At 47.7% G+C, this 21278-nt stretch carries 21 protein-coding genes, 1 tRNA gene and 2 pseudogenes; 19 read left to right on the top strand and 5 right to left on the bottom strand.

The genetic code is table 11. The annotated features are described in order from the left end of the window. Positions 1-130: 130 nt before the first annotated feature. Entirely contained in the window at positions 131-583 is a 453-nt protein-coding gene (locus PSSD_RS12035) for an FxsA family protein (RefSeq protein ID WP_039327422.1), read from the bottom strand. Beyond that, on the bottom strand, positions 537-959 hold the full coding sequence (locus tag PSSD_RS27740; protein ID WP_167347669.1) for a hypothetical protein: 423 nt from the start codon (positions 957-959) through the stop codon (positions 537-539). Before PSSD_RS27740 ends, PSSD_RS12035 begins: the two co-directional genes overlap by 47 nt. Here PSSD_RS27740 and aspA point away from each other — a divergent pair. From aspA to PSSD_RS12010, 5 genes are all read left to right on the top strand, one after another. Continuing rightward, positions 958-2394 carry an aspartate ammonia-lyase gene (gene aspA / locus PSSD_RS12030; RefSeq protein ID WP_058972402.1) on the top strand — a complete coding sequence of 479 codons (1437 nt, stop codon included), beginning with the start codon at positions 958-960 and terminating at the stop codon, positions 2392-2394. The two genes, PSSD_RS27740 and aspA, sit on opposite strands and share 2 nt — an antisense overlap. Before the next feature lie 266 nt (positions 2395-2660). Further along, entirely contained in the window at positions 2661-3962 is a 1302-nt protein-coding gene (locus PSSD_RS12025) for an anaerobic C4-dicarboxylate transporter (protein ID WP_039337152.1), read from the top strand. 83 nt (positions 3963-4045) lie between these two features. Further along, positions 4046-5746, top strand: coding sequence for a protein-disulfide reductase DsbD (locus tag PSSD_RS12020; RefSeq protein WP_058972401.1), 1701 nt, complete (start codon positions 4046-4048; stop codon positions 5744-5746). Between the two features lie 66 nt (positions 5747-5812). After that, complete coding sequence (dicD, locus tag PSSD_RS12015) at positions 5813-6391, top strand: division control transcriptional repressor DicD (RefSeq protein ID WP_058972400.1); 579 nt, start codon at positions 5813-5815, stop codon at positions 6389-6391. A 135-nt stretch (positions 6392-6526) separates the two neighbouring features. Beyond that, positions 6527-6602 (top strand) — tRNA-Phe (locus PSSD_RS12010). Between the two features lie 290 nt (positions 6603-6892). Here PSSD_RS12010 and PSSD_RS12005 read toward each other — a convergent pair. Both PSSD_RS12005 and PSSD_RS12000 read right to left on the bottom strand, forming a co-directional pair. Next, positions 6893-7837 (bottom strand): tyrosine-type recombinase/integrase, encoded by a 945-nt coding sequence (locus tag PSSD_RS12005; protein ID WP_058972399.1) that lies wholly within the window; start codon positions 7835-7837, stop codon positions 6893-6895. Positions 7838-7870: 33 nt separating this feature from the next. Next, positions 7871-9433 carry a TraI domain-containing protein gene (locus PSSD_RS12000; RefSeq protein WP_058972398.1) on the bottom strand — a complete coding sequence of 521 codons (1563 nt, stop codon included), beginning with the start codon at positions 9431-9433 and terminating at the stop codon, positions 7871-7873. Between the two features lie 204 nt (positions 9434-9637). Between PSSD_RS12000 and PSSD_RS11995 the strand changes: the two genes are divergently transcribed. The 6 genes and pseudogenes from PSSD_RS11995 (at position 9638) to PSSD_RS26580 (ending at position 13255) form a co-directional block, all read left to right on the top strand. Next, positions 9638-10198 carry a hypothetical protein gene (locus PSSD_RS11995; RefSeq protein WP_058972397.1) on the top strand — a complete coding sequence of 187 codons (561 nt, stop codon included), beginning with the start codon at positions 9638-9640 and terminating at the stop codon, positions 10196-10198. Positions 10199-10373: 175 nt separating this feature from the next. After that, on the top strand, positions 10374-10538 hold the full coding sequence (locus PSSD_RS27735) for a hypothetical protein (RefSeq protein ID WP_167347670.1): 165 nt from the start codon (positions 10374-10376) through the stop codon (positions 10536-10538). Positions 10539-10592: 54 nt separating this feature from the next. Beyond that, positions 10593-10802 carry a hypothetical protein gene (locus PSSD_RS11990; protein ID WP_058972396.1) on the top strand — a complete coding sequence of 70 codons (210 nt, stop codon included), beginning with the start codon at positions 10593-10595 and terminating at the stop codon, positions 10800-10802. Next, positions 10792-11271 (top strand): hypothetical protein, encoded by a 480-nt coding sequence (locus tag PSSD_RS11985; RefSeq protein WP_058972395.1) that lies wholly within the window; start codon positions 10792-10794, stop codon positions 11269-11271. Before PSSD_RS11990 ends, PSSD_RS11985 begins: the two co-directional genes overlap by 11 nt. Positions 11272-11467: 196 nt before the next feature. Beyond that, positions 11468-12676: pseudogene (locus PSSD_RS11980) on the top strand (conjugal transfer protein TraF). A gap of 45 nt (positions 12677-12721) precedes the next feature. After that, positions 12722-13255: a hypothetical protein gene (locus PSSD_RS26580; protein WP_072214975.1), complete on the top strand. Its 534-nt coding sequence runs from the start codon at positions 12722-12724 to the stop codon at positions 13253-13255. Between the two features lie 45 nt (positions 13256-13300). Here PSSD_RS26580 and PSSD_RS27160 read toward each other — a convergent pair. Further along, positions 13301-13902, bottom strand: a pseudogene (locus PSSD_RS27160) (DUF4113 domain-containing protein); the annotation flags it as partial. Between the two features lie 751 nt (positions 13903-14653). Here PSSD_RS27160 and PSSD_RS26570 point away from each other — a divergent pair. From PSSD_RS26570 to PSSD_RS11940, 8 genes are all read left to right on the top strand, one after another. Next, complete coding sequence (locus PSSD_RS26570) at positions 14654-14866, top strand: microcin B17 family TOMM (RefSeq protein ID WP_072214973.1); 213 nt, start codon at positions 14654-14656, stop codon at positions 14864-14866. 58 nt (positions 14867-14924) lie between these two features. Then, positions 14925-15779: an McbB family protein gene (locus tag PSSD_RS11970; RefSeq protein WP_058972393.1), complete on the top strand. Its 855-nt coding sequence runs from the start codon at positions 14925-14927 to the stop codon at positions 15777-15779. Further along, positions 15780-16097: a hypothetical protein gene (locus PSSD_RS28115; protein ID WP_235589222.1), complete on the top strand. Its 318-nt coding sequence runs from the start codon at positions 15780-15782 to the stop codon at positions 16095-16097. Further along, the gene (locus PSSD_RS11965; RefSeq protein WP_235589221.1) at positions 16051-16587 is read left to right on the top strand and encodes a SagB/ThcOx family dehydrogenase; all 537 of its coding nucleotides are present in this window, start codon (positions 16051-16053) and stop codon (positions 16585-16587) included. The genes PSSD_RS28115 and PSSD_RS11965 overlap by 47 nt, the downstream gene beginning before the upstream one ends. Next, on the top strand, positions 16571-17674 hold the full coding sequence (locus PSSD_RS11960; protein WP_235589220.1) for a YcaO-like family protein: 1104 nt from the start codon (positions 16571-16573) through the stop codon (positions 17672-17674). Before PSSD_RS11965 ends, PSSD_RS11960 begins: the two co-directional genes overlap by 17 nt. A gap of 101 nt (positions 17675-17775) precedes the next feature. Next, a complete protein-coding gene (locus tag PSSD_RS28415) occupies positions 17776-19008 on the top strand; it encodes an ATP-binding cassette domain-containing protein (protein ID WP_304949833.1) in 1233 nt (410 codons plus the stop codon). A gap of 221 nt (positions 19009-19229) precedes the next feature. After that, complete coding sequence (locus tag PSSD_RS11945; protein ID WP_058972392.1) at positions 19230-19790, top strand: pentapeptide repeat-containing protein; 561 nt, start codon at positions 19230-19232, stop codon at positions 19788-19790. A 443-nt stretch (positions 19791-20233) separates the two neighbouring features. Beyond that, on the top strand, positions 20234-21121 hold the full coding sequence (locus PSSD_RS11940; RefSeq protein ID WP_058972391.1) for a hypothetical protein: 888 nt from the start codon (positions 20234-20236) through the stop codon (positions 21119-21121). Positions 21122-21278: the final 157 nt, after the last annotated feature.

Genomic DNA, 21278 nt, shown 5'->3' with positions numbered 1-21278 from the left:
TCCGGCCTCGTGGAGAGAGAGATAGGGTCAGGAAAAACGGCTTTCAAGGGGCAAAAAATAAAAAATTTTCGTTTTTGTAACCGTTGACGAAAAAGACAGCAAAAAGGCGGCTTGCGCCGCCTTCGATAACTCAGTGATCTTTGTCGTGGCCGATACGATCCTGATCTTTACGCTCATATTCACCATCCATGGTGAAACCACTGTCTGGCCCCGCGCCCGGCCCCCGCCACACACGTAAATGTGGCATCAATTTCAGCGTCAGATGCTTCTGCACCGGCGGCAACAGCAGCAGTAAACCGAGGAAGTCGGTAAAGAATCCCGGCAGCAGCAATAAGAAACCAGAGATGATGAGTGAAACGCTTTTGGTCATCTCCGCTGCTGGGCTTTCGTTACGCGCCAGCTTCTCCTGCATCAGGCGGAAGTTCTTCATGCCTTGGTTTTTCACCAGCGAAACACCAATGCAGGAGGTGAAAATCACCAGCAGCATGGTGAGCAGCACGCCCAGCGCATGCGCGACCTGAATGAAAATTGAGATCTCAATCCAGGCCAGAACAAAAAAAATCACGAACGGTATCCAGCGCACCGATATCTCCTGTGAGTAGAGCTGCCTCGCTATTTGCCAGGCAGCAGAATGGGATGGTCTGTAAGACCGTATTGATAGAGATGGGCATCTGAACCCATGATTTCAACCGATCCTGCCAAATTTTTCCCACTGACTTAAAATTGCGAACTACATCACATATCGTTATTACCGCTGGGCCAGCAAATGCCCGTAAAGTGATCTGTGCACAAACAATTCTGTAACAACAGAATATGATCGTGCCCGCCAGCCCGAAGATGGATAAAATGTCGGTGCGGGTATTCCACGACAATATAATTGCTTCACCTGCACAGTGATTGCCGCCGACCATCCCGGTCGCCTGGCAGCCACACCGCAGAAATAATAAGAAGGTAATCATGGCGAACAACATTCGTATCGAAGAAGACCTGTTAGGCATGCGCGAAGTTCCGGCAGACGCTTACTACGGTGTTCATACTCTGCGTGCGATTGAGAACTTCTACATTAGTAATAATAAAATCAGCGACATACCGGAATTTGTTCGCGGTATGGTGATGGTAAAAAAAGCAGCCGCGCTCGCCAACAAAGAGCTGCAAACAATCCCTCGCAACATTGCTAACACCATTATTCAGGCCTGTGATGAAGTGCTGAATAACGGTAAATGCATGGATCAGTTCCCGGTTGACGTCTATCAAGGCGGCGCGGGGACTTCGGTTAACATGAACACTAACGAAGTACTGGCGAACATCGGCCTTGAGCTGATGGGCCACCAGAAAGGTGAATACCAGTACCTCAACCCCAACGATCATGTGAATAAGTGTCAGTCGACTAACGATGCTTATCCCACCGGTTTTCGTATCGCGGTTTACGCCTCCATCCTGAAACTGCTGGACGGCATTAGCCAGCTGAGCGAAGGCTTCCAGCGTAAAGCGGTCGAGTTCGAAAACATTCTGAAGATGGGCCGTACGCAGCTTCAGGATGCGGTGCCGATGACGCTGGGTCAGGAGTTCCACGCCTTCAACGTACTGTTGAATGAAGAAACACGCAGTATTCTGCGCACCGCAGAACTGCTGCTGGAAGTGAACCTTGGCGCGACCGCAATCGGTACCCGTCTCAACACCCCAGATGGCTATCAGCAACTGGCGGTACAGCGCCTTGCTGAAGTCAGCAACCTGCCGGTGGTGCCTGCAGAAGATCTGATCGAAGCCACCTCGGACTGTGGTGCCTACGTCATGGTGCACTCAGCGCTGAAACGTCTGGCGGTGAAACTGTCGAAGATTTGTAATGACCTGCGCCTGCTCTCCTCCGGGCCACGTGCGGGCCTGAACGAAATCAACTTGCCTGAACTGCAGGCAGGTTCATCGATCATGCCAGCCAAAGTGAACCCGGTCGTGCCAGAAGTGGTGAATCAGGTCTGCTTCAAAGTCATCGGTAACGATATTACCGTCACCATGGCCTCAGAAGCGGGTCAGTTGCAGCTGAACGTCATGGAGCCGGTCATCGGCCAGGCGCTGTTCGAGTCGATCAGCATTCTGACCAACGCCTGCTTCAACCTGCTGGAAAAATGCGTTAACGGCATTACCGCCAACAAAGCGGTGTGTGAAGCTTACGTATTCAACTCGATTGGTATCGTCACCTATCTGAACCCCTACATCGGCCACCACAATGGCGATATCGTCGGCAAGATTTGTGCAGAAACCGGTAAGAGCGTACGTGAAGTGGTGCTGGAGCGCGGCCTACTGACCGAAACAGAACTGGATGATATTTTCTCCATCCAGAACCTGATGCATCCGACTTATAAAGCCAAACGCTACACCGACGAAAACGAACAGTAATCCGTTCCGGATCAAATCGCCAAAAGCACGCTTGTATACAATACGGCGTGCTTTTTTTCTTATGGCGACCATACCCAAAATAATTCGAGCCCCCTCATGGGGCCTACTCTTGGTTCAGAAAGGCGGCAAGTGCATGAATCCTCAGGAGCTTACTGAAGTCAGTGACTGAGGTGAATGCACGTATCCAACGCACCTGCACCTTTAAGTATTAAGGGTATACAATTTTAAGAGTCTGGATTTCCCCCCATGGCTCAGGAGCGGAATGAATGGTAGGTGTGGAGTTATTGATTGTTCTGCTGGCAATCTGGCTCGGTGCGCGTTTAGGCGGCATTGGAATTGGGTTTGCTGGCGGATTTGGCGTGTTGGTGCTGACACTCTTCTTCGGCATGAAACCCGGCGCCATTCCCTTCGATGTGATCGAAATTATCATGGCGGTGATCGCTGCGATTGCCGCGATGCAAATTGCCGGTGGGCTGGACTATATGGTGGGTCTGGCCGAACGGTTATTACGTCGACACCCACGGTATGTCACCTTCCTTGCGCCACTGGTCACCTATGTGATGACGTTACTGGCCGGCACGGGGCACACCGCATTCTCCACCCTGCCGGTGATTGCTGAAGTCGCTAAAGAACAAGGTGTTCGTCCCTCGCGCCCGCTGTCGATTGCCGTCGTCGCCTCGCAGATCGCCATTACCGCTTCCCCGCTTTCCGCCGCCGTGGTGTTCTTTGCGTCGATTCTTGAACCGCGCGGCGTCAGCTATCTGGCGCTGCTTGCCGTGTCGATCCCCGCCACCATGGCCGCCATCTTCTGTGCGGCGGTGATCACCAGCTTCCTCGGCAAAGAGTTGCAAGAGGACGAGGTTTACCAGGCGCGTCTGGCCAAGGGGGAAGTCACACTACGCGGCGAACGTGTTTATGACATCAAACCGGGCGCCAAACGTTCTGTGCTGCTGTTCCTGTTGGGGATTGCAGCCGTAGTGCTGTACGCCACAGCAATCAGTGACAGCGTCGGACTGATCAGCAACCCAGTGTTGCCGCGTAACGAAGCGATTGTGGTCTTTATGCTGACCGTCGCGACCCTGATTTGCCTGACGTGCAAAGTGGATACCGGTGAGATCCTCAGTGCCAGCACCTTTAAATCTGGCATGAGCGCCTGTATCTGTGTGATGGGCGTCGCCTGGCTCGGTGATACCTTCGTTAAAGCACATCTGACCGATATCCAGACCGTCGCGGGCGATATGCTGCAAAGTTATCCCTGGATGCTGGCGCTGGTGCTGTTCTTCGCCGCTACCCTGCTCTACTCACAGGCCGCCACCACCAAAGCGCTAATGCCCGCCGCCCTGATGTTAGGCGTGTCACCGCTGGCAGCCATCGCTTCTTTTGCCGCTGTCTCCGCGCTGTTTGTTTTGCCAACCTATCCCACGTTGTTAGCGGCAGTAGAGATGGATGACACCGGCTCCACCCGAATCGGCAAGTTTGTTTTTAACCACTCCTTTATTATTCCCGGCGTGTTGGCAATCGCCTTCTCGGTGGCGTTTGGCTTCCTGTTTGGTAGCCTGATTCTGTAGCGCCGTTACATCCTGAAAACCTCGAGGCGAGGCGGCCGTGTTATCATCGCGGCCTATTTGCCAACGGAGCTGATTACATCGTCATGGCTGCACGACTCTCCCGCCTGATGGGCCTTTGCTTTGCGCTGCTGTTTTGCCTTTCCGCGCACGCGAATATTTTCTCACCCAATAACAACAGCCGCTTTGTGCCGGTCGACCAGGCCTTTGGCTTTGATTTCAGCCAGCAAGGTAATCAGCTGACGCTGAGCTGGAAGGTGAAGGATGGCTATTACCTGTATCGCCAGCAAATTCACGTCACCCCGCAACAGGCGCAGATAGCCCCCCTTGCCCTGCCAGCGGGCAAGCCGCATGAAGATGAGTTTTACGGCAAAAGCGAAATCTATCCGCAGGATCTGCAACTGCCGATCACGCTACGTCAGGCCGATGCAGGTGCGACGCTCACGGTCACCTACCAAGGCTGCGCTGCTGCCGGGTTCTGCTATCCACCCGAAACCCGCTCCGTGCCGCTGAATCCTGTCGCGCTGAATTCTGCTGCGCCAGCGGTCACGGCTCAGCCTGGCCCCTCTTCAACGCCACTGCCCTTTTCACCGCTGTGGGCGCTGCTGATTGGTATCGGTGTCGCCTTCACGCCTTGCGTGTTGCCGATGTACCCGCTGATCTCCAGCATCATTCTGGGTGGGCCACGTCGCTATTCGGTGGGCCGCCTGTTTGCGCTGGCAATGGTATATGTGCAAGGGATGGCGCTGACCTATACCCTGCTCGGCATGGTCGTTGCGGCGGCGGGCTTACGTTTCCAGGCTGCACTGCAACATCCGTATGTGTTAATTGGCTTGTCGGTGCTGTTTATCGTCCTGGCCCTGTCGATGTTTGGCCTGTTCTCTTTTCAACTGCCCTCCAGCCTGCAAACCCGCCTGACGCTCTGGAGTAACCGCCAACAAGGTGGCTCGCTGCCTGGCGTGTTTATGATGGGTGCGCTGGCAGGATTGATCTGCTCGCCCTGCACCACCGCGCCGCTCAGCGCCATCCTGCTGTATATCGCCCAAAGCGGCAATCTGTGGGCCGGTGCCGGCACGCTATGGTTATACGCGTTCGGTATGGGCCTGCCGTTGATTGCCGTCACGATGTTTGGTAACAGGCTGCTGCCAAAAAGTGGCCCCTGGATGCAAAGCGTCAAAGAGGGCTTTGGCTTTGTGATTCTGGCATTGCCGGTGTTCTTGCTGGAGCGCGTCATCGGCGATACTTGGGGGTTGCGTCTCTGGAGCATGCTTGGCGTGGCCTTCTTTGCCTGGGCGTTCAGCCTCAGCCTGCGTGCGCAGGGCAAATGGCGCATCCTGCAAATCGTGATGCTGGCGGCGGCACTAGTGGCGGCGCGTCCGCTGCAAGACTGGGCCTTTGGCAGCAGCAACAGTGTGCAATCCGTTGCCCATCTGCCGTTCAAAACCATTGCCAGCAGCGAACAACTGGATAGCGCCTTGCAGCAGGCACAGGGCCGCATCACCATGGTTGATCTCTACGCCGACTGGTGCGTGGCCTGCAAAGAGTTTGAAAAATACACCTTCAGCGACCAAGGCGTGCAAAACGATTTGAGCCAGATACAGCTGCTGCAAGCCAACGTCACCGCCAACAGTGCGGAAGACAATGCACTGCTACAGCATTTACAGGTGCTCGGATTACCGACCATCCTGTTTTTTGATGCGCAGGGTAAAGAAATCCCTGATTCGCGCGTGACCGGTTTCCTGAGTGCCGCAGACTTCAGCGCGCATTTGCACAATCTGCCGCGTTAAACGACACTGGTTGCAGGACACTGCCCGTTCGCCCGCGAACGGGCCCGCACTCCAGAGGAGAGTCACTTGCAACGTGAACAGATTCTTGAGCATGCGCTGAATGTGCTTGAGCAGAGCGGATTAGCCGCCACCACTTCCCTGCAACAGCTGGCCGGCGAGACCGAGCTAACAAAGGAACAGCTTGAGCGTTTCTGGCCCGACCGTGATGCCCTGCTGTATGACGCCCTGCGTTATCACGGCCAGCAAATCGATAGCTGGCGCCGTCAGGTGCAGCTCAATGAACATCTCACTCCCGCTCAAAAACTGCTGGCGCGCTATGAAGTGTTGAGTGAACACGTCAATAAAGGGCGCTTCCCCGGCTGCCTGTTTATCGCTGCCTGTAGTTTCTATCCGCAACCCGATCAACCGGTGCATCAACTTGCCGAGCAGCAAAAACGCAGCTCATGGCAGTTTACTCATGAGATCCTGGTGGATTTGGCGCTGGATAACCCCAGCATGGTGGCCGATCAAATGGAGCTGATCCTTGAGGGCTGCCTCAGCAAGCTGCTGGTAAAGCGTAACGTACAGGACGTAGCGACCGCTCGCCGCCTGGCCGAGGATGTGCTGAGCATAGCGTTGTGTCGCCAAAACGGCGCACTGAGCTGATCCACGGGCGAGGTAAAGCGCAGGGTGATATTTTGGTCAGCCTGCCTGAAAAGCAAGCAATCAGTCACGATTGCACCGTTTTTTTGACGAAAGCCGTTGACGGTTGTGAGCCATTAAGGTTTAATGCGCCCCGTTGCCCGGATAGCTCAGTCGGTAGAGCAGGGGATTGAAAATCCCCGTGTCGGTGGTTCGATTCCGCCTCCGGGCACCACTCTTCAGAGCCTGTTCGTTAGGGGTTGAGATCCTTAACGGGCATGACAGTGGTCCCCAGCATGATGTTGGTAGTTTACTTACCGCACCATAGTTGAACACGGGACTTAAGTCCGGAGGATGTTCGAGCATCCTCTGGATTTCTCACGTCCTTAAAAAAAACTTCAGCAACGTATTTACCTTTAGAAACGTTTTCTGTCAATCTTTTGTAAAGGTTTAACTCGGTTTTTTTCTCCGTTAAGAATCATATCGTTAAGATTTGACTTAAGATTAATCTTAGGCAACTTCCAGTTATTCCAATACACTTCTGACCTTGTTTATGTCGCTTTCTACGTATTGTAGAGTAACGGCTGGCGTGGAATGGCCCAAAAGATCCTGAGCCATTTTAAGGTTTCTATCAGGCATACTCATCAAGTTAGTCGCTATTGTGTGGCGGAACCGATGAGGGCTCACAACAAATCCGCACTCATTTGAAAGACGTCGGAAAAATGCACGAAGAGGGGGATTATCCATGTTTTCACTGATCTCATTTCTGCGTCCATCAAAGCGCGATAAATTGAAAAGCTGCTCTTCCATTTTTGCACCTTTCTCAAGAGAAAGGTTATAAAGCCTTTCAAGTCTTGGTTTCAGGTGACGTGTAATTGGAACTAAATGCTCTTTATGATTTTTCGCTCCTTCTGGACGAAGGCTTATCCAGTTATGTTCAAAACTGACGTCACATAATCTAATATGCAGAAGTTGATTTTGCCTCATTCCTGTTCTTCGTAAGGCGTCAAGTACCGTAAGCCAAAACCATGCAGGCCTCAACGCTGACCTTTGGATAAAATTTTTCCCAAACTGTTCATCATACTCCCTTGACTCCATCAAAAGATAAATTTTGTTTATTTGAGTATCAGTCAACGTTTTCTTACGCTTCACATCAGGTCGGGCAATTTTTCCATTAAATGGATTCTTATTAGTTGAAACGAGTCCTTCCTCAATCGCGAAATTAAACAATGCTCTCATGTGAGTAAGTTTGTTATTCCATGTTGTTTTGGTAAGTCCCTCCACATTTATTACATGCCTTCTCCAATTTAAGACAATTATATCATCAACATCCGCAGGATTAATTGACTCACCCGCAAAGTTAAGGAAGGTCTTTAACACCTTTTTATAACTCCATTCTGTTGCAGCTCGCAGAGTCTTACTGAAAAAATATCCTTCAATCAGTTCTTCAAACGAACATGTCTTTTTCATTACGCCCTCATTAGTAAATTAGTCTGAAGCTTGTTATTTTCTGGCTGAAAGCCATACGCTGTCCGGAGGGCAGCACCCTTTTTTGAAGATAATGTCGGCTTTAATCATGTAGCCTGACACTTTCGTAAAACGACCGCTTTTATCCGGCGAATCGTATTGATGGTAATGGAACAGCCCTTTACCATTTCGTGAATGATGTATGCTCAGCGACTCAAAGCTTTTCTGAAGCCGATCCTTATCAGCTGCTTCTTCACCCTTTGCTGACATGTATCGGTAAAAACAGCTTGGAGAAACCAGAAATACAAACTGCGCCAGTACATGTAAAACACTGTCTCTTTCATTAACGCTTATCGTGCCATCCTCAACGCTGTCCCTGAGCCACTCCAGATAGATTTCCCCGGGGAGGGCTTCGCTGTCCGAGGATTTACCTGCAGGCAGCTCGTCTGTTGAAGGAGCCAACCCGGGAGTTAAGGAGTGAACCGCTCCCGCTGCTGGAGACTGGCCATGTGCCATCAGATCCAGCATTGACATGAGGTTTTCTGCAGAGGCCTGGTGGTCTGCTCCATCTGACGAAATCTCCCCTTCAGGCTCGGCCTCTGTTTCTTTCCTGTTCAGTGCAGATTCAAGCCCCAGCCTGAGTTCAGGTAGCGGCACAGCTACAGACATTGTCGTTTCTACGTGCTGAGCACTATAGGAAACAACCGCACTTTCAATTGGTACTGATTTAGCGATTTCTGTACCCTGACTGGACAACGGGATCGCTTCGGTTTCATATAATTTTGGGGACGTATCATCTGATCCTGATGACACCGGTGATGGTGACAACTCAGATGACAATACTCCGGCCATGGTGAGCCCTGCTGGCATGCCACAGCTGATAATGACATCACTGATGATGCTGTTTAGTATCCCCGATTCCTTTCGTCTTCCTGACAGGTAAAGCAGGAGGCTGTCTGACAGAACTGGCCAGCGCTGCAGCCACAGCATGCCGACGTCCGGCAGCAGGCTGAGAGCCATATACAAACCACTCATCTCTCCCCCCTTTTTTTTCACAGGACGAACCCGCCAGGCTACGTCGGGGACACTCATTCCCGGATACCAGACGCGTCCGTTCTCAAGCCCCCCTTCCATTTGCGACAGCCAGTTGAGGTGATGAAATAGTCCGGCCCAGTACACAGCACAAACCCAGCCAGGGGCTTGCTCTGACTGCTCTTCAGGCGAGGCTCCCGGTGGCAGCATCATACCGCGCACCAGCCTGACGGCGCGCGTGGCCACCGTGAGACTCAGGTCGGTAAATCCCCCGGGGCCTGAAAAGGGGCCGTTCCATGCTGCCGGGCACGCCTGAACGCGGGCAGCCATCTGCTCAAGGGGACTTAGCCACCATGCGTCTGTTACGGTTTTCGAAAGCGGACTGTTTTCTGACAATACTTTGATGAGCTGACGTCGATCCCTTGATGCCAAACAGGCTGCAGCGCTTTGGGCAGGATGCCAGCCCGCCTCTGATGTCTTTATTTGCTCTCTGTTATCAGAGTCAGCCGAAGCATCAGCACTGTTTTGCTGTCTGTTCCTGCCTGTTAACCAGTTTAGTCCGCGCACCGTTACCTCCTCAGGTTTCAGCCTGATAAAATGACGTTACGCTAAAAGCCCCTGCCACAATTGCAATGAAAAAACCGGTATTAGCCGGAGCAGAAATCTCACTTGCTAAAAATCTTCATAACCGGTTCACGGTTTCTGACTGTCAACCACTCACCTTACTGTTCTAATGTCCCCTCTTTCCTTCTATCGTGCAGAGTTTCATTTATGCAGCAGATGATTGTCTTTATCACTCTGACTTCATGGCTGGTCCTCTCCAGTCTTATGAGCAGCAACTTTACTGGCGGCAGCAGACATGGCGTTTTTGTCACGGTCTGGGCGCTGCTAGCCTGCATACCTTTCATGCTGAAACCACTTGCCCGCGTAGAACGCCAGTTCAGGCCGGCGTTAACGCTTATAAGCCACAGACGCACGCGAGGTTGGGTGCATCTTGCTCCCTGGCAGCCCACCACGAATCTGACGCCGGAGAAGGTCGGCCAGTTTTGGAACAGCGTTAACACTTCTGCCTGTCAGGCGCTGCAAACTCACCAGACCGTCATCATCTCCTCCCATCTCCTGACCGGCATCCGCGCCCGCAGGGTGATGGCTCACCTGGAGAAATGCGGCTTTGATGTTCGCAGCCGGACATACAGTATTCCCTTTACCCCGGCCAGGAAGGCAGTGATGCAGCTGGAAATCCTTTTCCGGCAATGGCGCTGGCGCACGGAATTTCGAAGTGTCTGGCCTGTGCTGGTTCTGAAACGAAAATCTTCTGATGGGCAGAAATAATTTCCCCTGTCACCGGCCTGCGCAGCAGCTCACACTGGCTACATGCGTGTATTCGATCTGAACGATCGATTTTATCCGTTATACAGGTGCCGCACAGCCAGGTAACGTAATCACAGCGGCTACAGATGAGCCTGACATAAGTCAAATCATGACGTTAGCCAGCATCAGGGAACTTATGAAGCGAAATACTATGACAACCATCCTCTCCCGTATTGCGCTGGAGCAGGATGAAGAAATGCAGCAGCTGGTCCGACAGTTTGTCGAAGGCAAAAAAACAGCGGGCACGCCCATGGCCATCAGCTTTCGTCCTGCCGTACGGGAGTTCATCTCGCGGGTATAGCAGAGACTGGGTATTTCCACCGCCGAACTGGTCAACGTTCTGATGGAGGGGATAATGCTGGAAACGCTCGCCCCACGTCAGGCCACGGTAACGCGGATTTATGAACGTTTCTTGCAGCTGATGGACGCGCACCGGCTGAGCGTGACCGGGGTGGCCACGCTGCTGTCTGGGATGAACATGGGGCTCAGCGTACTGGAGAGCCGTGAGCGCACGCTGGACTATCTGACGGCGTCAGTAATCCATCAGGTTCGGCGTGTCTACTGACTGGCTTAACGGTGCTGAGAAACAGACTGTCAAACAGGTGACGTTCACCAGCTGGCAGGATGTCGCAGATCGCCTCCTGCCTGAGGTCTGCCCCGGAACCGTACTTCCTGCCATTACACTTGTTCGTCAGGACAGTAGTATTGACCATATCGGCGGTAAAATGGAAACGGTCGTCTTTATCCGTCAGCTGAAACAGATTAACAGAATAACCCTGAGAGTCGTAACCTGCAGTGGCATTATTCCGCATGAGGTTGTAGATAATTATAAGACAAACGATTTTCTGACTTTCTGCGAAACGATAAGGGAAATATCCCGACTGGGAGATATTGAAACGGCATCAGTACCTGAGCATATCTTTACTCAGTTTATTCGAGGGAATGAATTACCCGTTTCATTGCTTTCAATACTCAGAACTTTTGTTGAAGAACAGAAAGACAAGGGTATTAACTGTCAGTGGACTTGGGAATGAAAAAAATAATTAGTTGACCGGAAAATCTCGCTCACTTGAATAGCTCACAGGCGTAAGGAAAAGATTAACTCTTAACGATATATTGCTGTTTCATCCCTCATTATTAAATGGCGGCAACAGAATTTACCCTTATTTATTGGTGCGTCAGTACCAGGGATTCGCTTTACCCAAAAATATAACCGATGAAAGAAAATAAATGATGAAAGTATCCATAATTACACACGGAATAACACTGGCGCTGTTTGCGACTGCTTTGCCGGCGGCTCAGGCAGCAGATTCCTGGACCGAGGCGCGTAAAGACGCAATGGGCGGTACTGGCGTGGCCTCATCCAGCTACACGGCGGCCGCGCTGGCCAACCCGGCGCTGATGACGCGCCATGATGCCAGTGACGATGTGGGCATTATCCTTCCGGGCATCGGGGCACAGGTCAGCGATCCGGATAACTTGCAGGACGGCCTTGATCGTGTATAAGACAACTGGAAACGCCTCAGTGACTCTGCCGGCAGTGGTAACAGTGCAGCACAGTCCGCAGCGCTCAAAAAATCTCTGCAGGACGTTTCAGGTGACAGTGGTCACGCCAGCGCTGGCGTGTCGGCCGTGATTGCCATTCCGAACGACACGCTGCCCTTTGCCCTGGTGGCGAAAGGCTGGGGACAGGCAAAGGCCCGTGCAGTAGTGACCGATCACGATCTGAAGTATCTCGATGCCGCGCAGACCGGCATTTTCTCGGCCACGCAGGACGATCTGGACCAGCTGACCTCTCGTGCAGAAGGGGTGGCGGCACTGGTTAGTGAATAAGGCCTCGCCATGGCCCATCAGTTCACGCTGGTCGTCACTCCGGTTTCGGTGGGGATCACGCCAAAATTTCAGCTGGTCGATAGCTGGAACTATAACGTGGCCATTAATAACTACAGCACTTCTGACTTTCACAGCGGTGAATGGAAACGCTCGGAAAGTGGCGCCAACATGGATATCGGTTTAGCCGCGCAGCTGACACCTGAATGGACGGTGGGCCTGACCGGACAGAACCTGGTCTCACGGAATGTGAGCACCCGTGAAGTGAATGGTCTCCAAGACACTTTCCAAATCCGCCCGCAGGCCACGGCTGGTACCTCCTGGAGCAATGGCTTCATCACGCTGGCAACAGATGTTGATTTGACCCCAGCCAGCGGCTTTGCCTCCGATGAAAAAGCACAGTATGCCGGTATCGGTGCCGAACTCAATGCCTGGGACTGGGCCAAGCTTCGCGCGGGTTATCGGGCTGATATGCGAAACGGTGAGAATAACGTCTTTACAGCCGGTGTTGGCATTTCACCATTCAACGTCGTGCATCTTGACTTGACAGGTATGGCCGGCGCCGACCGCACATATGGAGCGGCTGCCCAGCTTACCTTTACATTCTGATAATTCCGGGCTGCTACAGGTAGCCCTAACCTAAAGGTCAACACAATGAAAAAATTGCTAACTGCTTTCTCCCTCACAACTTTCCTGTTAATGCTCTCAGGCTGTGGCAACAACACATTGAACGAATTCGGTATTGGCAATTTGAATTCGCTCTTAAACCCTGAAAGTCAAAAACCTGTTAGTAAAAACGCAGAATTGACACAGCGTGACTCTGTGAATTGGACCTCAGCCACTCTTTCAGTCCCTGTCGATACGGCTGCAGTGCGCCTGAAACTGCATTATGGTTTTGTATCGGACACCGATGTCACTGCCGCGCGTAATAGCGGTCAGGGAAATGCAGGCTGGTCAGCATCAGCCATTTCGGAAGGCACCAGCTGGGATGCACAATCGGGCAGCTACTATCGTATGAGCCGGAACTGGGCAGTAGATGACCGTTTGACGCTAGAAGTTCGGGGGAACAGCAAAGAGAGCTTTATTAAATCAACTTATACATCTTCTAATCCGGAGCATCTTAAAAAAACTTGGACCTCGCGTTTGTGGAAACAAATTCCGGACGTCGCTAGCGGGTCTCTTGAATAAAAGAATCAAATTATCCTTAAGCTCAAAACTTAACTCGAATCTAAAGTATTCGGGCAGAGGAATATCACTCCAGCGAGTAGTCCAGGCAGGTGATAGTAATTCCCGCTTCATCTGCCACTCATTACTGAATCCCTGACGCGCAAACCACATGTGCCCGAGCCCGGACTGGTTGATGCGGTCCATGACCTTCATAAGTTTCGCGCTGTTAGCCCGCGGCTTGTCCTCATCAAACAGGTTTAACTGGCTGACGCCGTCAGGCGTGAAGTCATCAAGCATAACCCCCGCTTTCATGTAACGTTGCCCATCTAGCCAGAACCTGTCGAGCGATCGCATGGTCACCTCAATAATATCTCGCGTATCCTGCGTCAGCGCGAGCACTCCTCGAAACTGCGGCCACTCTTTGCTTGCCCACTGTGCTGATTTGGCTAAAGTTTTGTCAGTCCCATGCCGCCCCCAACTGTCAGACCTGTTGTGGACAAAACATGCGCGCGCAACCGCCGGCCAAAAGGCTCAAATCCTTCGCATCCGTCTATGCCAGTCAGAGCCAAGAACATCTCATCGATTGAATACTGTTCTACGCGAGGCGTTATCTCTTCCAGCGCAGTCATCACCCTCTGACTAAGACTATGATTTATGTGGAATGGAGAGTCCACAGATTAGTCAGTATCGATTTTCCTGAGTATTAAGTGTAATTAAGTGGCCAGATCGTTAGTTGCTCAATGCTCATACGGGATGACTGAATCATTAGAATGGTGATCCCGGTATATGTTCACAACTGATGATTTTTATAATTTGTACTGATTAACATATTTTTCAGCATTGTTACTGCATCCGTTTCGGTCATATGAACGTGCACCTCGAGCCTGGCCCACAACGTTGAAGGCAAGCTTTTTTTGTATAGACCTCAGTAGTTTACTGGCCAGTAGGGGACTATGCGCAACGGCGTGAGTTCCAACCCGTCAGCGACTGTTTCACCGCGCTGCTTCAGCTTGACAAACTGCGCATGAGGATAGGGTGGTTTGAAGACGTGCAGTGTAAGCGCAGCCGGATAATCAATCGCCTAACTAAAGACGATATTAAGTACTTATCATTCTTCAAATCCGTGACCAACTTCAACAAGTATAGGTGTAAATCTAATTGATACCGGTACCAAATAGTTCCCCTCCAATAATAAAATTATCGAAAAAAACATTTCAATGAATAACTTTATGTAACAATTTTATGCGTAATAAACACACAGAAAAACATAACTGCATGAAATTTGGGTTTATTTTAAAGTCAAGAGATAAAAGTCGCGACTTATTTACATTGATCAAATTAATTAATTACGGCAAAAAACCAGTGTTGGCCAACATACATGACTTAACCAAAGCATTAATTTTCATTACAGGAGTAGTTATGGAATTAAAAGCTAATGAGTTTGGTGTAGTGCTGTCCGTTGATGCGCTTAAGATGTCGCGTCAGTCCCCGCTAAGCGTAGGAATAGGTGGTGGAAGTGGAGGCGGCGGTGGCGGCGGTAGCTCTGGTGGTCAGGGCGGAGGCTGTGGCGGCTGCAGTAATGGTTGCAGTGGCGGAAACGGTGGAAGTGGCGGAAGCGGATCACATATCTGATGAGCTGAAGTAACCGTTCAGGGGGCCAAAGGCTCCCTGTTTAAAAAAAGGGATGAATATGCTGAACATTCTGCCATTTGAAATCGTATCCAGAAAGAATAAAACCTTATTGATAACATATCTATCCTCGGTGGATGTTGCGCATGAGGGAATGAAAAATGTACTTAAAAAGCTAAACGAAAACAGGGGGATAATTTCTGAGCTAAATCTCAAAGAGCTGCTGGGCAGAGAAAAAATTGAAGTCGAAAGGGGTAAAGAGTTTCTTATTGCAACCGGTGTATTAAACCAGACAAACACTTCATCTCTCTGGAAAAGTGCGGTGATAATTAGCGATACCCCTCACCTTTTTAAGGATATTTCGGAGCAGTGGAAGGCAGACGGCATTAATATTCACGCGATAATGGATGTAAAAGCTCCAGAATTTGAAATGCCAGTTAATACGCTTACTTGGATCCATTTTGAGAATTATCAACCAGAGATAATTAGCTCTCTATATAATAAATTTGAGAAGACGACTGGCGCAGGATTTATACAAAGCTACTATCTGAAAGAATGTTTCCGGATAGACGGTGTCTATTCCCCCGAACTGGGTACACCCTGCCACTTCTGCCACATTGAACGATGGCTAAATAGAGAAGAAAAGAGCTTCAGGCGAAACGAAATGTCTTGGGCTAATCTTCTCCAAATACTCAGAAACCATCAAATAGCCCTGCCTGCCGTGGCTCTGAGCAATTCAGAAAGGGGATTCAGTCAGCATCTCATCAAACGTCGCCTCCAGGAACTGATTGGCATTTCACTGGTCAAGAGCCATGTGGACACATTCATGTCTTCTATAAATACAGACCTCATTACCTGCGTTATAAATAAAGAACCTGTCATACATTGGCAAGCTTGTGACTGCGTGGAGAGATAAATGTCTAAGCATGAACTTTCACTGCTAGAAGTTACACATTATTCAGATCCTGAGGTTCTTGATGATGTAAAAAGTTTTCATGTAAAAGGCAACTTTGCATCACTTCCCGAATTCGCAGACAGGACATTTGTATCTGCAGTTCCAGTTACTAGGCTTGATAAATTTGAGAATAAAGAGATTCTTTTCAGACCGGGTTTTAATTTATCTGAAAAAATATCAATGGACGGCAATTTTGGTTACGACCGGTTACCATCAGGAATTGCTTTTTGCGATGAAAAAAAAACTCGCTCTAAAGAAAACCGAGAAACTCCTTCTTAATGCATTCAGCCCACATGATCTGGCTTCAGTAAGGCGTCCATATCCCTCTGGTGGAGCCCAGTATCCTATTGAGGTTTTTTTGTGCCGGTTATCTGAAAACACTGAAAACTGGCGTTCAGGAAATAACGTTTATCACTATCTTCCACTAAGTAGGGCAGTAGAGCCCGTTACCGTAGGTGATACGGAAGAGCTTTACCGGTGTCTATCAGGAGGAGATGCTGAGCGACTGGGCCGGCCTCATTTTGCTTTAGTCTATTGCATCATATTTGAAAAAGCGCTGTTCAAATACAGATACAGAGGTTACAGAATGGCATTAATGGAAACAGGTTCAATGTATCACAATGCCGGGCTGGTCGCAGATCGGATTGGTCTCAGGAATCGCGTCTGGGCAGGATTTACTGATACCTATGTGGCAAAGACCATGAACATCGACTTGAGGACAGCAGCCCCGGTGATTATTCAATTTTTCGGAGATGTCGCTGATGATTAATGTTTACAGCAACCTCATGTCAGCCTGGCCTGCCACAATGGTGATGAGTCCTAAGCTAAATAGAAATATGCCTGCTTTTTCACAGGTATGGGATTATGAGCGTATTACACCAGCCAGCGCAGCTGGTGAAACTATGAAATCCATACAGGGAGCAATAGGGGAATACTTTGAGCGGCGACACTTTTTCAATGAAATTGTCGCGGGTCCCGAAAAAACACTTTATGAGATGATGCCACCTGAGTCTGCAGGTGCTTTTGCAGAAGCTTTATTGCAGACATCCTCTAAGAGTGAGAGCAGAGTAAAAAAACACCAGTTTAAAACTGTTCGTGCTTACAACCTGTTAAGTCTTGATAAGATCGAAATTCCTGCGGTTCTGGTCGCTCTAGATAACATAACGGCTGCACAAGATCTTGAATTTTATCCAGACAGGGATACCTGTGGCTGCAGTTTTCACGGAAATTTGGAGAATGCTGTAGAAGGCGCACTTTATGAGTTTATGGAGCGGCAGTCTCTATTGCTCTACTGGCTCAGCGGCAAGGCAAATTTTGAGATTTCTCAAGATATAGTGAGCGGCATCAGCTTTGTTGATGAAATCTTATCATCACTCAGAGTCGAAGGGGAGCTCAGGATCTTCGACATTACTCTTCCCGGAGCACCAGGACACGCAATACTGACTCTTTACGGCACGAAAGGGAAAAACAGTGAGATAAAATACAGCACCGGACTATCTTATTCAGTAAATCTGAGAAAAGCGTTATCTAAATCGGTTACAGAGTTGTGGCAATCATATATTTGTCTCCATAACTTTATTAATGGCGGCTATTCTGATAATGATATTATTGACAGCTATCAACGTCATTTTTTGTCCTGTAACAGTTATGATACTTATCTCGATCTTTGTAAAAACACGATTTTAAAAAATTCAGGTTTAGTATCAGACTTAGACCTTTTGAAAAAAATCATGACATTTACTCATATCTCGAGAATATTTCAGATAATATTTTCGTCTACTATGCAAGAGAGAGAGTGCGAGAAGGGCTTGTATGGTATACGAAAATCCTCAGTCCGGATTTTTTTCTGCATATGAATGGCTCAGGCTCACTTAATTTCAATAATAAAATATATCAACGGGGAATCGGGTTAGTGCAAAGAGAATCCGTGATGGTACCATTTCCATAAGGACAGCAAGTGGCCACATTTAAAATGTCATCAATATTTTTCTTGGAACAGATAAGAATGCCGTTTAGCTTGGTCTGGACAATTATGTCTCCTACAGTTCTATTCTTCTTCCTTCATTTCAATGAAATTGGGATTCATGCTGGTGATTCGTCATGGATCCGTGGGCAGGTTTCATGGTTTCTGGGATACATTTCTTTTTCTGTTGTTCTTTTTAATTATTGCCTTTATCTGACAGGTAGAAGAGAGAGTGGGTTTATAGCAACTTTTGTACACGACATGTCCGGACGTTTATTATTCATCCGCTCTCAGTTAATAGCTTCTCTGACGATGTCCGTTGTATATGTGTGCTTTTTTGTTGGTGTGGTTTATGCGGGCTTTCAGGCTAAGCCTGACACTCTCACGATAATTATGGTTATTAAAACGTTGTGCATAAATGCATTAATGATGATTTCTATGACGGCTATGTCATCACTACGTATTACCTTCCAGACAGCAAGTACAATTTATTCTGTGCTGATAACAGTATGCATGGTATTTGGAATAGTTTCTTTAAAATATGACCACGGGTTTATCAACATATTTAACCAGATAAATCCGATTGTCGTATATTCAACTCTTCTTGGTGCTGAAAAAAAGCTTATCTCTTTTGACATTTATCTTCTATGGCATGATGCTAATGTTAAGCTTGGTTTCAGCTATGACATTCCGGACAGAGCCGGTGTGGAGTTCTCAATGAAGGAATCTCTTATTGAAATTCGAGACCTTAAATTTTCATACAAAGGTCAAAATCCTGTATTTAGCAACCTATCCCTTGAAATTGAACAGGGCAGGCTTATTGGCCTCCTTGGAGAGAATGGCGCGGGAAAAACAACACTCTTCAACATTATAAGGGGGGGGGTAAAAAACTATCAGGGCTCTGTAAAACGTCACTTTTCTGATGCTGAAATGGTATGTCTGCCGCAGATTATCAATCTTTCTGGTACTCTTAAGAGTGAAGAAGTTTTAGATCTTGTTTGCTGTTTTAACAAAATCACAAAAAAACATGCGTGGGCACTACTTAATGAAAAATGGAACGATGAGTTTTTTATCCGGTATGAAAAAATCAGACATAAAAGAACTTATACAGTAAGTTATGGAGAGAAGCGTTGGCTTATAATATCTCTGATGCTTACCCTTTGTAAAAACGCACGTTTTTTTTACTTGATGAGCCGACTGTTGGTATTGATATACAGTACAGGATGATGCTGTGGGAACTTGTCACAAAAATAATCAGTGAGGATAAAACTGTTTTTTTCTCCACACATATATTTGACGAACTCACCAGAGGGGAAATTCCATTTTACATGCTGTCAAAATCTGGTATCAGTCGGCATTCAGACATGAACGCTTTTATGAAAACCAACAACGAAAGCACGCCTGAGCAAGCTTTCCTCAGAGAATTAACAAAGTAAGGTATTTTAATTATGGAAGTATACAATAAAAAAATATCTAGGCGCCAAATTTCTGAAGATAACATCTCCGGCACGAATTTTAGTTATTGTACTTTTAACAAAATTCAACTTGACGGCATGAATTTTCGCGAATGTGAATTTGAGCAGTGCAGATTTATAAATTGTTCATTCAGAAATATAAATTTAAATTTTTTCAAACTTATAGACTGTGAGTTTGAAAACTGCTTACTTCAGGGCATCAATGTATCAGATATAATGTTCCCCTGTACATTTTCACTTAACAAATGCAAGTTGCGATTTGTTGATTTTATTGGTCTGCGCTTGCAGAAATCGAGTTTCCTTTTAAGCAGTTTTAATGACTGTCTTTTCGAAGAAACCAATCTGCAGGGATCAGACTTTTCTGGTTCGGATTTCATTAATACTGAATTCAGACGCAATGATCTTTCAAATTGTGACTTTTCATTGACAGAAGGGCTTGACCTCAATCATGAGATTAATAAAATAACATCATTGAAAATACCTCAGGATGCGGGTGAGCGTATTCTAAAGAGGATGGGTATAACACTTACGTGAAATTCATTAAATTCAACAAAGCCGATGCAAAACAGTGATCGAGCGGCCATGCAAAATGGTGATCGAATAGGCTGGAATACGCATATTAAATTTATACAGAACATTTTAAACAAAAAACTATTGCATTACCGTAAATGATTATTGATAATTTAAAAGCTCGACAAGGGCGTTTTAAATGAGATAAATCAACATTTGATTAATGGAGAATAAACCATGTCTAAAGTAAAAAAATCTTTTGGCTCTAAACTTGCCACATTCAAATCCCCAATGAAAAAAGGGATTTATCATTTATCAACTTCATGTGCAAATGCAAACTGTGCAAACTGCTCAACCTGCGCAGGTCCGAACTGTATTCGCTCAGAAGCATAACCATTGAAATATTAACTCTGTTTTCTGCTCACGGCCGTATGAACTACGGCCGTTCAGTTAAAAGGAAGATGGTAATGCAATACACCAAGGCACCATATAGCTTAACCTACGCCGTAGAAGAGACAATATTACACAGCCAAAAGGGAATTTTTATTGTCGATAATGACAGTATGATTAGGTTGCTCAGAATTCTGGATGGCGTTTCTTTTACAGACGATAAAAAGTTAAATGATCTTTGGGAGACACACGGTAGCAGAGACTTCAGCATAGAGGACGTAATTCTTTATCTCACCGAAGAAACGATGATATTAATTGAATTACGACAAGGATTTGCGGTTCCTGAACCCTGTTTTGTGACATCAGGAAGCATGCCTTTAACAATTGTTACCGCGCTTTTTGACAGAAGTTCCATTATTGACAAGGGAAATCTTCTTGACAGGATTAACAGTGACGTAAATAAAATATACTTTATAGACTATATCAATGAGTCAACGACTGAGGGAATCGAAAAAATTCTGAATGCCATTAATCCCAATTGCGTGGTAATTTTCCTTTTCCAGATAGCCGATCATTTTGTTATCAGTCATTCTTACACAAAGAAAATTTTGCAGCCCTGTATTTTATGTTTACACGATTACATAAATGAGAGAGTTTTCTCGGATCATAATAGTAAAAACAATAGCTTTTCCAGTGTGATTGACTATATCAACAGCAATTACAACATTCCTTGCCCTCTTGCCAAAACTGATGAACTGGATTTCTACTACCTTATGAGGGAACTCAAGCAATACATACTGACTTTGACAGGAGATGGCCGCTGCGCATTTACGGGTTGTGATGTCAATAAGTCACGAATATTTAATATTCATTCCCTTAGAAAGAGCGACATTACTGTTCCTTTTTCTCCGCGCTGCAACTGCATGTACAATTATCATTTAAATAAGGGGTACTTAGATGCATGACTGTTTACTTTCAATGACACTCGATTATATTAATGAAGATGTTAAGAAAGAAGTCGAGCTTTTCACCGTTAAAACCCACAACCGAAATGACACAGCAAATAAACCCCTTCCCATACTTGAAACCGTTGAGGATGAGTCAGTGAGTACTGCTTTGACC

Source organism: Type-D symbiont of Plautia stali (genome assembly GCF_001485335.1).
Taxonomy (GTDB): Bacteria; Pseudomonadota; Gammaproteobacteria; order Enterobacterales; family Enterobacteriaceae; genus Pantoea; species Pantoea vagans_C.
Note: the sequence above shows the minus strand (reverse complement) of the source record. Positions and strands in the feature narration are given on the sequence as shown.

Excerpts from the sequence above, each read along its gene's own strand:
- PSSD_RS11960 (WP_235589220.1), top strand. The coding sequence starts at position 16,571 with ATGTCGCTGATGATTAATGTTTACAGCAACCTCATGTCAGCCTGGCCT.
- PSSD_RS11995 (WP_058972397.1), top strand. The coding sequence starts at position 9,638 with ATGCAGCAGATGATTGTCTTTATCACTCTGACTTCATGGCTGGTCCTC.
- PSSD_RS11990 (WP_058972396.1), top strand. The coding sequence starts at position 10,593 with ATGCTGGAAACGCTCGCCCCACGTCAGGCCACGGTAACGCGGATTTAT.
- PSSD_RS27735 (WP_167347670.1), top strand. The coding sequence starts at position 10,374 with ATGAAGCGAAATACTATGACAACCATCCTCTCCCGTATTGCGCTGGAG.
- PSSD_RS11965 (WP_235589221.1), top strand. The coding sequence starts at position 16,051 with ATGAAAAAAAAACTCGCTCTAAAGAAAACCGAGAAACTCCTTCTTAAT.
- aspA (WP_058972402.1), top strand. The coding sequence starts at position 958 with ATGGCGAACAACATTCGTATCGAAGAAGACCTGTTAGGCATGCGCGAA.
- PSSD_RS28115 (WP_235589222.1), top strand. The coding sequence starts at position 15,780 with ATGTCTAAGCATGAACTTTCACTGCTAGAAGTTACACATTATTCAGAT.
- PSSD_RS12020 (WP_058972401.1), top strand. The coding sequence starts at position 4,046 with ATGGCTGCACGACTCTCCCGCCTGATGGGCCTTTGCTTTGCGCTGCTG.
- PSSD_RS27740 (WP_167347669.1), bottom strand. The coding sequence starts at position 959 with ATGATTACCTTCTTATTATTTCTGCGGTGTGGCTGCCAGGCGACCGGG.
- PSSD_RS26570 (WP_072214973.1), top strand. The coding sequence starts at position 14,654 with ATGGAATTAAAAGCTAATGAGTTTGGTGTAGTGCTGTCCGTTGATGCG.
- PSSD_RS11940 (WP_058972391.1), top strand. The coding sequence starts at position 20,234 with ATGCAATACACCAAGGCACCATATAGCTTAACCTACGCCGTAGAAGAG.
- PSSD_RS11970 (WP_058972393.1), top strand. The coding sequence starts at position 14,925 with ATGCTGAACATTCTGCCATTTGAAATCGTATCCAGAAAGAATAAAACC.
- PSSD_RS12025 (WP_039337152.1), top strand. The coding sequence starts at position 2,661 with ATGGTAGGTGTGGAGTTATTGATTGTTCTGCTGGCAATCTGGCTCGGT.
- PSSD_RS12005 (WP_058972399.1), bottom strand. The coding sequence starts at position 7,837 with ATGAAAAAGACATGTTCGTTTGAAGAACTGATTGAAGGATATTTTTTC.
- PSSD_RS26580 (WP_072214975.1), top strand. The coding sequence starts at position 12,722 with ATGAAAAAATTGCTAACTGCTTTCTCCCTCACAACTTTCCTGTTAATG.
- PSSD_RS11945 (WP_058972392.1), top strand. The coding sequence starts at position 19,230 with ATGGAAGTATACAATAAAAAAATATCTAGGCGCCAAATTTCTGAAGAT.